General features: G+C 73.5%; 10 protein-coding genes. 4 read left to right on the top strand and 6 right to left on the bottom strand.

From position 1 onward, the window contains the following. The 3 genes from ACWEQL_RS36170 to ACWEQL_RS36160 form a co-directional block, all read right to left on the bottom strand. Positions 1–660, bottom strand: a 660-nt coding sequence (locus tag ACWEQL_RS36170; protein ID WP_452154747.1) for an NYN domain-containing protein, incomplete at its 3' end; no start/stop codon positions are given. Between the two features lie 265 nt (positions 661–925). Continuing rightward, on the bottom strand, positions 926–1972 hold the full coding sequence (locus ACWEQL_RS36165) for an aspartate-semialdehyde dehydrogenase (protein ID WP_452154745.1): 1047 nt from the start codon (positions 1970–1972) through the stop codon (positions 926–928). 128 nt (positions 1973–2100) lie between these two features. Next, positions 2101–3003 (bottom strand): dihydrodipicolinate synthase family protein, encoded by a 903-nt coding sequence (locus ACWEQL_RS36160; RefSeq protein WP_452154743.1) that lies wholly within the window; start codon positions 3001–3003, stop codon positions 2101–2103. Between the two features lie 72 nt (positions 3004–3075). Here ACWEQL_RS36160 and ACWEQL_RS36155 point away from each other — a divergent pair, with 72 nt between their 5' ends. Then, a complete protein-coding gene (locus tag ACWEQL_RS36155) occupies positions 3076–3963 on the top strand; it encodes a LysR substrate-binding domain-containing protein (RefSeq protein WP_452154741.1) in 888 nt (295 codons plus the stop codon). A 123-nt stretch (positions 3964–4086) separates the two neighbouring features. Here ACWEQL_RS36155 and dnaE read toward each other — a convergent pair whose 3' ends face one another. Beyond that, on the bottom strand, positions 4087–7620 hold the full coding sequence (gene dnaE, locus ACWEQL_RS36150) for a DNA polymerase III subunit alpha (RefSeq protein ID WP_452154739.1): 3534 nt from the start codon (positions 7618–7620) through the stop codon (positions 4087–4089). A gap of 190 nt (positions 7621–7810) precedes the next feature. Here dnaE and ACWEQL_RS36145 point away from each other — a divergent pair, with 190 nt between their 5' ends. Beyond that, positions 7811–9136, top strand: a complete 1326-nt coding sequence (locus ACWEQL_RS36145; protein WP_452154737.1) for a DUF2252 domain-containing protein — start codon at positions 7811–7813, stop codon at positions 9134–9136. A gap of 1 nt (position 9137) precedes the next feature. Here the strand turns inward: ACWEQL_RS36145 and ACWEQL_RS36140 are convergent, their stop codons facing one another. After that, positions 9138–9968: a hypothetical protein gene (locus ACWEQL_RS36140; RefSeq protein WP_452154735.1), complete on the bottom strand. Its 831-nt coding sequence runs from the start codon at positions 9966–9968 to the stop codon at positions 9138–9140. 147 nt (positions 9969–10115) lie between these two features. On the opposite strand from ACWEQL_RS36140, the gene ACWEQL_RS36135 reads away from it, so the two are divergent. Both ACWEQL_RS36135 and ACWEQL_RS36130 read left to right on the top strand, forming a co-directional pair. Continuing rightward, complete coding sequence (locus tag ACWEQL_RS36135) at positions 10116–11276, top strand: winged helix DNA-binding domain-containing protein (protein ID WP_452154733.1); 1161 nt, start codon at positions 10116–10118, stop codon at positions 11274–11276. Between the two features lie 17 nt (positions 11277–11293). Continuing rightward, positions 11294–11857, top strand: coding sequence for a GNAT family N-acetyltransferase (locus ACWEQL_RS36130; protein WP_452154731.1), 564 nt, complete (start codon positions 11294–11296; stop codon positions 11855–11857). On the opposite strand, the gene ACWEQL_RS36125 is transcribed toward ACWEQL_RS36130, so the two are convergent. Further along, complete coding sequence (locus tag ACWEQL_RS36125; protein ID WP_452154729.1) at positions 11782–12369, bottom strand: dienelactone hydrolase family protein; 588 nt, start codon at positions 12367–12369, stop codon at positions 11782–11784. The two genes, ACWEQL_RS36130 and ACWEQL_RS36125, sit on opposite strands and share 76 nt — an antisense overlap. Positions 12370–12743: the final 374 nt, after the last annotated feature.

Here is a 12743-nt window from a genome sequence, read left to right as displayed (position 1 = left end):
GGCCGGCCGGACGACGGGCGGCCGCGGCACGGCGGCGGGCTGGGCCGGCGGCGCGGAGAGGATCTTGGCGATCTCGTGGCGGGGGCCGGGCGCCGGGAAGGAGGTCGCGGCCTCGCGGAGGCTGAACGAGCCCTCGATCCACTCGCGGTCCAGCACCCTGCGCTCGTCGGCCTCGCCGACCAGGTCCTCGGACTGGTTGAAGTCGCCGTCGGCGGCCTGCAGCGCCCACAGGTGGACGACCACGCCGTGCTCCTTGGCGGACATCATGCCGGGCAGCAGGTCGCCGTCGCCGGTGATCAGCACCACGTCGGCGCAGGCCCGGTTGCGGGCGAGCTCGGACAGCTCGGCGTGCATCGCCGCGTCCACGCCCTTCTGCACCCAGCGGCCCTCGGCCCGGGTGAGCGCGCCGAGCCGGACGGTGACCCGGGGCAGCACCCGCAGCCGCCGGTGCTCGGGCATCGGGCGGCGCTCCGGGGCCGCGTCGAACCAGTAGATGCGCAGCAGCGGCAGGCCGGTCTCGGCCTCGGCCCGCTCGCGCAGCGCGGTGATCAGCGCGGTGTGGTCGACCGTGACGCGGGAGCGGGAGGCGTCCCCGGCGAGCAGGCTGGCGGCGGCACCCAGCAGGTATCCGGCGTCCACCAGAACGACACAGCGGTCCACTCCGCACCTCTTTCCGCTCGGCCCCGGGTACGGCGCCGCCGGTCGGCGGTACCGGGTGGGCGCGGTCCGCCCGGCACTCGGGGGCCTGGGTGGGGGGCCGGGGTGGGGGTGCCGGCCGCCCGAGCGTTGGGTCACCTTTACCCGTGGTTCGCCGACCGAACCTCGGCGGATGTCGCGTTCCCACAATTCCGGGCCACGCGAACGGGCCCCGCCCCGCGTGCGCGCGGTGGGCGGGGCCCGAACGAAAACGGCCGGACGGGGCGGGTCAGCCCTTCAGCTCGGCGGCGACCAGCTCGGCCAGCTGGACGGCGTTGAGCGCGGCGCCCTTGCGCAGGTTGTCGTTGGACACGAACAGCGACAGGCCGTGCTCGACCGTCTCGTCGGCGCGGATGCGGCCGACGTAGCTGGGGTCGGCGCCGGCGGCCTGGAGCGGGGTCGGGATGTCGCTCAGCTCGACGCCGGGGGCGCCGGTGAGCAGCTCGGCCGCGCGCTCGGGGCTGATCGGGCGCTCGAAGCGGGCGTTGATCTGGAGCGAGTGGCCGGAGAAGACCGGGACGCGCACGCAGGTGCCGGCGACCTTCAGCTCCGGGATGCCGAGGATCTTGCGGCTCTCGTGGCGGAGCTTCTGCTCCTCGTCGGTCTCGTTGGAGCCGTCCTCGACGACGGAGCCGGCCAGCGGCACCACGTTGAAGGCGATCGGGCGCTTGTAGACCTTGGGCTCGGGGAACTCGACGGCGGAGCCGGAGCGGGCGAGCGCGGAGGCGCCGTCCACGACCTTGGCGGCCTGGTCCTGGAGCTCGGCGACACCGGCCACGCCGCTGCCGGAGACGGCCTGGTAGGTGGAGACGACGAGGGCGGCGAGGCCGGCCTCCTCGTGCAGCGGGCGCAGCACCGGCATGGCGGCCATGGTGGTGCAGTTGGGGTTGGCGATGATGCCCTTGGGGCGGTCCGCGACGGCCTCGGGGTTGACCTCGGAGACGACCAGCGGGACCTCGGGGTCGCGGCGCCAGGCGGAGGAGTTGTCGATCACGACGGCGCCGGCCGCGGCGGCCTTGGGGGCGAGGGCCTTGGAGGTGGCGCCGCCGGCGGAGAAGATCACGATGTCCAGGCCGGTGTAGTCGGCCGTGGCCGCGTCCTCGACGGTGACCTCGGTGCCCTGCCACGGCAGGGTGCGCCCGGCCGAGCGGGCCGAGGCGAACAGTCGCAGCTGCTCCACCGGGCCCAGTCCACCCGGAAGATCCGCGCGCTCCGCCAGGATCTCGCGGACCACTCCGCCGACCTGGCCGGTGGCCCCGACAATGCCGATCTTCATTTCCGACTACTCCTCTTGCTCTCGCCGCTCTTGAACTCGCTGCTCTTGATCTCGCTCGTGGCAGCCGCGCTCTGCCCATCATGCCCTGTCACGGGCGCGCGGCGACCCGCCGTTCCACGCAGTGGGAACTACTGGTCCGGACCACCGGCCAGCCGGTCGGCCAGCGCGAGCGCCGCCTCGACCTCGTGACGCCCCGCCGGGAGCAGCGGGAGGCGGACGTCCGGGGTGGGGATCCGGCCCTGGGCGTGCAGCACGCCCTTGACCACCGCCGGGTTCGGCGCGGCGAACACGGCGCCCGCCAGCGCGGCCAGCCGGTGGCCGAGCGCGCGGGCCCGCGCCACGTCCCCGGCCGCCCAGGCCGCGGCCAGCTCCACGAAGCGGGCGGTGGCCAGGTGCGCGGAGGCCAGCACGCCGCCGGCCGCGCCGAGCGCCAGCAGCGGCGACAGGACGGAGTCCTCCCCGGCCAGCACCGCGAAGCCCTCCGGTGCTCCGGCGAGCAGCTCCAGGGCCTCCTGGTCGAGCCCTCCGGTGGCGTACTTGACGCCCACCACGCCCGGTACGGCGGCGAGTTCGAGCAGCGCGGCGGCCGAGAGCGGCTGCCCGGTGCGGTACGGGATGTGGTAGACGACCAGCGGCAGCGGGCTGCGCTGCGCCAGCCGGCGGAAGTGCGCGAGGGTGCCGGCCTCACCGGGGCGGACGAAGGCGGGCACGGTGACCAGCGCGGCGTCGGCCCCCGGCACCCGGGCGCCGAGTTCCTCCAGCGCGGCGGCGGTGGCCTCGGTGCCGCTGCCGCCGGCGCCGACCACCAGCCGGGCGCCGTGCTCGGCGCAGACGGCCGCGCAGACCTCGACGACGGCCCGCTTCTCCGCCTCGTCCAGCACGGCCGGCTCCCCGGTGGTGCCGAGCGCGACCAGCCCGGCGGCGCCCTCGGCGAGCACGGAGTGGGCGAGCTTCTCCAGCGCGTCCAGGGCGAGCGAGCCGTCCGGAGCGAACGGCGTGATCAGCGGTACGAGGATCCCCTGCAGTTCCATGGTCACGATCCTGCGGCCCGGGCTTGCCACAGGTCCAGTTCACATTTCCGACGCTTCTCGTAAGCTGAGCCGATGCTCGATGTACGACGCCTGCGCCTGCTGCGCGAACTGGCCCACCTCGGCACCATCGCCGCCGTGGCCGAGTCCCTGTCGTTCAGCCCTTCGGCGGTCTCCCAGCAGCTGTCGGTGCTGGAGAAGGAGGCCGGGGTGCCGCTGCTGGAGCGCACCGGACGGCGGGTGACGCTGACGCCCGCCGGGGAGAACCTGGTCCGGCACGCCGAGGCCGTCCTGGAACGGCTGGAGCAGGCGGACGCCGAACTGGCGCACGCCCGCAAGGGGCTGGCCGGCCCGCTGCGGATCGGCACCTACCCCTCGGCGGCCCGGGCGATCATCCCCGCCGCGCTGGCCGAACTGGCGAGCTGGCAGCCGGACCTGGAGCCGATGGTCACCGAGGTGGACCCGGCGGGCGTGGCGGCGGCGCTGCGGGCCGGCGAGCTGGACGTGGCGCTGGTGCACGAGTACGACCTGGTGCCGGCCGAGCCGGAGCCGGGCCTCGCGGTGACCCGGCCGGTGTTCACCGAGCCGATGTACCTGGCGGCCCGGGGCCCGGGCACGGTCGCCGAGCAGCGGCGCTCGCCCTGGATCGTCTCGCCGCCGGGCACGCTCTGCCACCGGATGGCCGTCCGGGCCTGCGAGAGCGCCGGCTTCACGCCCCGGGTGCGGCACCAGATCGACGACTTCGCCACCGTGCTGGCCCTGGTGGCGGCCGGTCAGGGGGTGGCGCTGGTGCCGCACCTGGGCACCGCGCAGCCGCCGCCGGGCGTGGTGCTCACCCGGCTGCCGATGTACCGGCGCACCCGGGCGGCCTTCCGCGCCGGGGCCGGCTCGCACCCGGCGATCTCGGCCTTCGTCTCGGCCCTGCACACCGCGGTGCCGCCGGGCCTGGGCGGCGGGGTCTGAGGCCCGCCCGGCACGACGGCGACGACGGCGGCGACGGCGGGGGTCCGGGGCCCTCCGGCAGGACGACGGCGGGGCCGGACACCGCCGGCCCCGCCGCCTCCGTACGCCTCCTCGGCCCGCGTCTCAGCCCGCCAGGCAGCTCGGCCCGAGCAGCTGCTTGAGGTCACCGAACAGCGCCGGGTCGGACTTCACCCGGTGCCGGTCCAGGCGCAGCACGGTGGTGCGCCGGTTGCCCTCCAGCCGGATCCGCACCTCGGTGGTGCCCCGGTGGTGGGTGAGCACCTCGCCGAGCCGGGCGATCAGCGGCGGGGTGACCCGGCCGCTGGGGATGTTGATGACGATCGGCGCCTCGGCGTGCGCGTTGGAGAGGTCCGGCACGGACAGCTCCATGCCCATCAGCCGTGGCACGTCCTCCCGCTTGTCGAGCTTGCCGCGGACGAACACCACGGCGTCCTCGACGAGTTGGGAGGAGACCAGCTGGTAGCTGGCGGGGAAGAACATGCAGTCGATGGAGCCCGCGAGGTCCTCCACGGTGGCGATCGCCCAGGCGTTGCCCTGCTTGGTCATCTTCCGCTGGAGGCCCGAGATGATGCCGCCGATGGTGACGATGGTGCCGTCGGGCCGCTCCGCGAGGTCGGCCACCGCGCAGTCCGCCTTGTCGGCGAGCACGTGCTCGATGCCGTGCAGCGGGTGCGAGGAGACGTACAGGCCGAGCATCTCCCGCTCCTGGGTGAGCAGGAAGGACTTCTCCCACTCCTCCTCGGAGAAGACCACGTCCAGGCCGAAGCTCGGCTCGTCGCTGACCGCGTCGCCGCCGAACAGGTCGAACTGGCCCTCGGCCTCCTTGCGCTTGACCCCGACCACGTTGTCGATCATCGGCTCGAACTGGGCGGTCAGGCCCTTGCGGGTGTGCCCGAGCGAGTCGAAGGAGCCCGCCTTGATGAGGGATTCGACGGTCCGCTTGTTGCAGACCACCGACTCCACCTTGTCCAGGAAGTCCGGGAACGAGGCGAACTTCCCCTTGGCCCTGCGGGTGCGGATCATCGACTCGACCACCGGCCCGCCGACGTTGCGGATGGCGGTGAGGCCGAAGCGCACGGTGTCGCTGCCGTGCGGGGTGAAGTCCGCGTCCGACTCGTTGACGTCCGGCGGCAGGACGTTGATGCCCATCTTGCGGGCCTCGTTGAGGTACACCGCGGACTTGTCCTTGTCGTCCTTGACGGACGTCAGCAGGCCGGACATGTACTCGGCCGGGTAGTTGGCCTTGAGGTACGCCGTCCAGTACGAGACCAGCCCGTACCCGGCGGTGTGGGCCTTGTTGAACGCGTAGCCGGAGAAGGGGACGAGGACGTCCCACACCGCCTGGATGGCCGCGTCGGAGTAGCCGTGCTCGCGGCAGCCCTTCTGGAAGGGGACGAACTCCGCGTCCAGGATCTCCTTCTTCTTCTTGCCCATCGCGCGGCGCAGCAGGTCGGCCTGGCCGAGCGAGTAGCCGGCCAGGATCTGCGCGGCCTTCTGCACCTGCTCCTGGTAGACGATCAGGCCGTAGGTCGGCTTGAGGATCTCCTCCAGGGGCTTCTCCAGCTCCGGGTGGATCGGGGTGATCTCCTGCTGGCCGTTCTTGCGCAGCGCGTAGTTGGTGTGCGAGTTGACGCCCATCGGGCCCGGTCGGTACAGCGCGAGGACGGCGGAGATGTCCTCGAAGTTGTCGGGCTTCATCAGGCGCAGCAGCGAGCGCATGGGGCCGCCGTCGAGCTGGAAGACGCCGAGCGTGTCACCGCGGGCCAGCAGCTCGTAGGTGGGCTTGTCGTCGAGGGGCAGATCGAGCAGGTCGATCTTGACGCCCTTGTTCTTCTCGATCGCCTTGACGGCGTCGTCCATGATCGTCAGGTTGCGCAGGCCGAGGAAGTCCATCTTGAGAAGGCCGAGGCCCTCACAGGTGGGGTAGTCGAACTGCGTGATGGTGACGCCGTCGGTGTGCCGGGTCCAGACCGGGATGTGGTCGGTCAGCGGCTCGGCGGACATGATGACGCCGGCCGCGTGGACGCCGGGCTGGCGGATCAGGCCCTCGATGCCGCGCGCGGTGTCGATCACCTTGCGCACGTCCGGGTCGCTCTCGTACAGCCCGCGGATCTCGCCGGCCTCGCCGTAGCGCGGGTGCGAGGAGTCGGTGATGCCGGAGAGCGGGATGCCCTTGCCCATGACGTCCGGCGGCATCGCCTTGGTGATCCGGTCGCCCATCGCGTACGGGTAGCCGAGGACCCGGGAGGAGTCCTTGATGGCGGCCTTCGCCTTGATGGTGCCGTACGTGACGATCATGGCGACCTTGTCGGCGCCCCACTTCTCCGTCACGTATCGGATCACGTCACCGCGCCGGCGCTCGTCGAAGTCGATGTCGACATCGGGCATGGAGACGCGCTCGGGGTTGAGGAAGCGCTCGAAGATCAGGCCGTGCGGGATGGGGTCGAGGTCGGTGATGCCCATCGCGTACGCGACCAGCGAGCCGGCCGCCGAACCACGACCGGGGCCCACCGCGATGCCCTGGCCCTTGGCCCACATGATGAAGTCGGCGACCACGAGGAAGTACGCCGGGAACCCCATCTGGATGATGGTGTCCATCTCGTACTCGGCGAGCTTCTTGTGCTCCTCGTCGTACCCGCCCGGGAAGCGCCAGTCCATGCCCTCCCAGACCTTGGACTTGAAGAAGTCCGCCTCGGACTCGAAGCCCTCCGGCACCGGGAAGCGCGGCATCAGGTTGCGGAACTCGAACATCCCCTCGGTGTCCACCCGGGAGGCGACCAGCAGCTGGCTGTTGCGGCAGCCCTCCTGCCAGGCGTCGGAGGAGTCCAGCGCGTACATCTCGGCGGCCGACTTGATGTAGTAGCCGGTGCCGTCGAAGCGGAAGCGGTCCGGGTCGGAGAGGTTCTTGCCGGTCTGGACGCAGAGCAGCAGGTCGTGGGCGCCGGCGTCGGCCTCGGTGGTGTAGTGCGAGTCGTTGGTGACCACCGGCGGGATGTTCAGCTTCTTGCTGATCTCGATCAGCCCGTCGCGGACCCGCTTCTCGATGTCCAGGCCGTGGTCCATCAGCTCCAGGAAGTAGTTCTCCCTGCCGAAGATGTCCTGGTAGTCGGCGGCGGAGCGCAGCGCCTCGTCGAACTGGCCGAGCCGCAGCCGGGTCTGCACCTCGCCGGAGGGGCAGCCGGTGGTGGCCATCAGGCCGCCGGACAGCTCGGCGATCAGCTCCTTGTCCATCCGGGGCCACTTCACCAGCCAGCCCTCGGAGTAGGAGCGCGAGGTCAGCTTGAAGAGGTTGTGCAGGCCCTCCTTGTTCCGGGCCCAGATGGTCTTGTGGGTGTACGCGCCGGACGCCGAGACGTCGTCCCTCTTCTGGTGCGGCTGGCCCCACAGGATGCGCTTGGTGTTGGAGCGCGACTCCGGCGCGACGTACGCCTCGATGCCGATCACCGGGGTGAGCCCGGCCGAGGTGGCCTGCTTGTGGAACTCGGCGGCGCCGTACATGTTCCCGTGGTCGGTCATCGCGACGTGGGTCTGGCCCAGCCGCTCGACCTCCTTGAACATCTGCTTCAGCCGGGCGGCACCGTCCAGCATCGAGTACTCGGTGTGGACGTGCAGATGCGCGAACGGCTGATCGCTCAAGGCGGGGCCTCCGGAGTCTCGGTACGTGCAGATGGCCGGCGAACGCGCAGGTCACAAGGGGTGCCCGGAAACAGATGAGGTCCGAGCCACCACCGGGCCCGGACCATCAATCACACGTTCACCCTCCTACTCTAGCCTCCTGGGAGTGCACCGACCGACCGCCCGCCACACCGCAGAGGAAGCCCGTACCATGTCCGACCAGCTCACCGGCGCGGACCGCGCCGAGACCGTCCTGAGCGTCTTCGACACGGCCTTCGGCGACCTGCTCGCCAAGGACCCGGCGGCCTTCCGGGTCAAGTTCCGCAAAATGGCCGCCTCGGCCTTCGCCTTCTACCGGGGCACCGCCGGCCTCTACTACGCGGACCTCACCACGGCCCCGTTCGAGTCGTACGGGACGCCGTTCCTGGACGGGCGCACCGGCCGGGTCTGGATCCACGGCGACCTGCACGCCGAGAACTTCGGCACCTACCTCAACGCCGAGGGCCGGCTGGTCTTCAACGTCAACGACTTCGACGAGGCCTACGTCGGCGCCTTCACCTGGGACGTCCAGCGGCTGGCCGCCTCGCTGGCGCTGATCGGCTACGCCAAGGCGCTCTCCGACGACACCATCACCGACCTGGTCACCGCCTTCGCCGCCGCGTACCGGGGCCAGATCGCCGCCCACGTGACCTCCGGCGACGCCGCGCCGTACACCCTCGACACCGCCACCGGCCCGGTCCTGGAGACCCTGCGCAAGGCCCGCCTGCAGACCCGGGTGGCACTGCTCGACGGCGACACGGTCATCGAGGGCCACGAGCGCCGCTTCCGCCTCGGCGGCGGGGCGGTCGAGCTGGACGAGCCCACCAAGGCCGAGGTGCTGGCCGCCTTCGCCGACTACCTGACCACCCTGCCGCCGGCCTCCCGCACCCGCCCGGACGCCCTGCGGGTCAAGGACGTGGTCGGCCGCCGCGGCATCGGCATCGGCTCGGCGGGCCTGCCCTCGTACAACCTGCTGCTGGAGGGCCACACCGACGCCCTCGAGAACGACGTGATCATCTACATGAAGCAGGGCCAGACGCCGGCCGTCGCCCGGCACGTCACCGACCCGGCCATCGCCGGCTACTTCGAGCACGAGGGCCACCGCACGGTCATCTCCCAGCGCGCCCTCCAGGCCCACAGCGACCCGTGGCTCGGCTACACCACGCTGCACGGGCGCGGGCAGCTGGTCGCCGAGGTGTCGCCGTACGCCGCCGACCTCGACTGGACCGACCTGGGCGAGCTGCCCGACCTGCTCGCCGTAGCCGACTGCCTCGGCCGGGCCACCGCCACCATGCACGCCGCCGCCGACGAGTCCTCCAGCGGCCACACCCTGGTCCCGTTCTCCACCGAGCACGCCATCCACGAGGCCATCGGCCGCGACGAGGCCGGGTTCACCGCGATGCTGGTCGACTTCGCCCACGCGTACGGCGCCCGGGCCCGCGCCGACCACCAGCTCTTCGTCGACCTCTACCGCAACGGGCGCATCCCGGGGCTGTGACTCACCCGGTCAGGGCCGCCAGCCGCTCCCGGGCGGCGGCCCTGACCGCGGGCTCCTCCAGCGGGTCGTCCCGCAGATACGCCAGCCGCTCACGCACCTGCGGGCCGTCCGGCGCCCGGCCCGCCGCGAGCAGCCGGGAGTCCGCCTCGCAGTCCCACAGGCACTCCACGTACACCTCGCCGAGGCCGGCCGGGCCGAGCACCGCCAGCGCCTCCAGATAGGCCGCCCGCTCGTGGGAGTGCGGAGTCCACAGCCAGAACCGCCGCAGCAGCGACACCGCGCCGGGCCCCGCCGCCCCGACGTCGGCCGCTCCGGCCCCGGCCAGCCCTCGGGCGAGGCCCGCCGGGCCGCACCACCGCTGCTCCACCCAGCACCGCTCCAGCTCCGCCGACCAGCCGGCCACCACGCCTTCCCCGCCCCGGCCTCCGGACGCGGCCTCGCCGGCGCAGCGAGCCGGGGCCGGATCCGGTGCCGAGGGCGGTTCCGGGGCGTCCGGCCCGTGCCCGCGCAGCGCCTCGCCCGCTTCCTGCGAACCGCCGAGCGCCAGCAACCCCAGCACCTCGGCGGCCCGCCGCCGGGCGCCCTCGTCCGCCCCGCCCAGCAGTCCGGTCACCGGGCCGAGCGGCAGCTCCAGGTCCCGCAGCAGTCGCGCCAGGTAGAGCGCCCGCCGGTCGGCCACGTCCCCGCGCCACTCCCAGCGCACGCACCCGTACACCAGCTCGGCCGCCGCCGAGCGGTCCTCCGCCGCCATCCGCGCGCCCAGCCCCCGGCCCCGCTGCAACAGCCCCGGCAGGGTCCCGGCCGGGGCGTACTCCCATCTGCGCTCCACCACGCCCCCATCCTCCCCCACCCGTCCGGCACCCCCGCGCGGGAAGTCGGCCCCGCCGACCTCCCGCACACCCCCGCCGCAACCAGGACAGCTTCCGACCGCGTTCCCCGCTACCGTCGGCCTTCCACGACATCCCGACGGAGGCGCCCGATGCCCGACCTGCCACGCGTCACCTGGAGCCGGGTCAGCGCCCGACGCCTCGACCGGCACGGGCTGGCCGTGCCCGGCGCGTTCGGCCGGCCCGCCGACCTCGCCGGGGCGATCTGCGGGGCGCACGCGCAGGTGATGTCGGCGGCCGAGCTCTCGCTCGCGCTGCGGACGGCGACCGGCACCCGGGCCGACGTCAAGCGAGCGCTGTGGGAGGACCGCAGCCTGGTGAAGACCTTCGGGCCGCGCGGCACCGTCCACCTGCTCCCCACCGCCGAGCTGCCGCTGTGGACGGGCGCGCTGGCCGCCGTACCGTCCGGCCGCGGGGCCGTGCCCGAGCGGATGCGGATGACCGACGAGCAGACCGAGCAGGTCCTCACCGCCGTCGCCGAAGCCCTGGCCGACGCCGAACTGACCGTCGACGAGCTGAGCGAAGCCGTGGTCGCGCGAACCGGCCCCTGGGCCGGCGACCCGGTGATGCCCGCCTTCCAGGGCTACTGGCCGCGCTGGCGCCAGGCCCTCCCGCTCGCCGCCGCCCGCGGCGCGCTCTGCTTCGGCCCGGAGCGCGGCCGCAAGGTGACGTACACCAACCCGCACCGCCTGCTCCCCGGATTCACGCCCGACGCCCCCGGACCGGCGCTCGCCGGACTGCTCCACCGCTACCTGCGCGCGTACGGCCCGGCCACGCCCGAGCACTTCGCCCGCTGGCTCGCCGCGCCCGCCGCCTGGGCCCGGGAGCTCTTCGCCCGGCACGCCGGCGGCCTGCTCCAGGTCGACCTGGAGGGCGTCAGCGCCTGGATGAACGCCGACGACCCGCTGCCCGACGGGGACGTCCCGGCCGCGGTCCGGCTGCTGCCGTACTTCGACGCCTACACGGTCGGCTGCCACCCCCGTGAGCTGCTGTTCCCCGGCCCGGCCGCCGACCGGGCGCTCTCCCGGGGCCAGGCCGGCAACTTCCCCGTACTGCTGGTCGGCGGCACCGTGGCCGGCGTCTGGCACCACCGCCGCGCCGGCCGCGCGGTCCGGATCACCGTGGAGCCCCTCACCCCGCTGACCGCCGCCCAGCGCCACGAACTCGCCGACCAGGCCACCCGGGTCGGCGAAGTCCTGGAGGCCAGGCCCGAGCTGACCATCGGTAAGGTGACGACCGGCCCCCACGCCTAGTGCAGAGAGCGAGCGCCGTGAGCACCGTCCGTCCCCGTACCGATCACGACCTCGACGCCTGCGTGCGCGTCCTCGCCGCCGTCCACGAGCGCGACGGTTACCCGGTCAGCTGGCCGGAGTCCGCGGCCGGCTGGCTGGCCCCGGCGTCCCTCACCGCGGCCTGGGTCGCGGAGTCGGCCGGCCGGGTCGCCGGGCACGTCGCCCTGTTCGCCGCCGCGCCGGACGATCTGGCGCCCCGTCTGCTGGCCGCCCGTACCGGCACCGCGCCCGCGGGGACCGCCGTCCTCGGCCGCCTGTTCGTCTCGCCCGACACCCGCGGCGAGGGCCTGGGCGCCGTCCTGGCCGCCCACGCGGCCGGCCACGCCCGGGAGCGGGACCTGCGCCCGGTGCTGGACGTGGTCGCCACCGACACCGCGGCGATCGCGCTGTACGAGCGGCTGGGCTGGGAGCGGCTGGGCGCCGAGGACCAGGTCTGGGGCCCGGGCCGGACGGTGACCCTGTTCGGTTACGCGGCGCCGTCCAGGTCGGCCAGGAAGTCCAGTGCCACCGCCCAGGTCCGCTCGGCGGCCTCCGCGTCGTAGTCGGCGAGCTCGGGGTCGGTGAACACGTGCCCGGCGCCGCGGTAGCGGTGGACCTCGACGTCTGCGCCGGCCTTGCGCATCCGCAGGTACCAGGCGTTCAGCCAGTCCTCGGTCTCGAACGGGTCCGGCTCGGCGACGTGCAGCTGGACGGGGATCGAGGTGGCCGCGTCCTCCCGGATGTCGGAGGTGCCGTGCAGGAGCAGCAGGCCGCGGGCGTTCTCGTCGGCGAACGCCAGGTTCTGGGCGAGCGCGGCGCCGAGGGAGAAGCCCGCGTAGACCAGCGAGGTGCCGGGGGTCAGCAGCGGGGCCGCCGCGGTGACGGCCCGGCGCAGCAGCTCGTCCGAGCCGACCTCCTCCTTGTACGCCATCCCGGCCTCGACGTCCTCGAAGGTCCGCCCGTCGAACAGGTCGGGGGTGTGCACGGTGTGCCCGGCGGCGCGCATCCGCTCGGCGGCGGCGTGGACGGCGGGACGCAGGCCGTAGACGGAGTGGAGGAGCAGGATCTGGGCCACGGGAGATTCCTTCGACGACGAACACGACGGACGACCCCCCATCCTCCCCCACCCGCCGCACCGCCCCCGCCCACCACACCCGCCGCCGGCCCTGGGGCCCGCAGCCCCGCCCCGCCGGGCCCCCTTCCCCCCACCCGCCCCACAGGCCCTCCCCCCGGGGCGGCGGTGACGTATGAACGAACAGTCAGTTCAACGTATAGAACACACCCTTACCGACCGGTAGCCTGTCCGCCGTGACTGACCTTGTCGATGACATGACCTCCCGTACGGCCGCCACCCCGGCCGTGCCGCGCGCCACCGCGCGCCCCGGCCGCCGCCAGGTGCTGAAGGCCACCGCCATCGCCGCCGGCGCGGCGGCCCTCCCGCTCGCCGCG

The sequence above is a fragment of the Kitasatospora sp. NPDC004240 genome (genome assembly GCF_053603215.1).
This window is presented reverse-complemented; position numbering and strand designations above follow the sequence as displayed.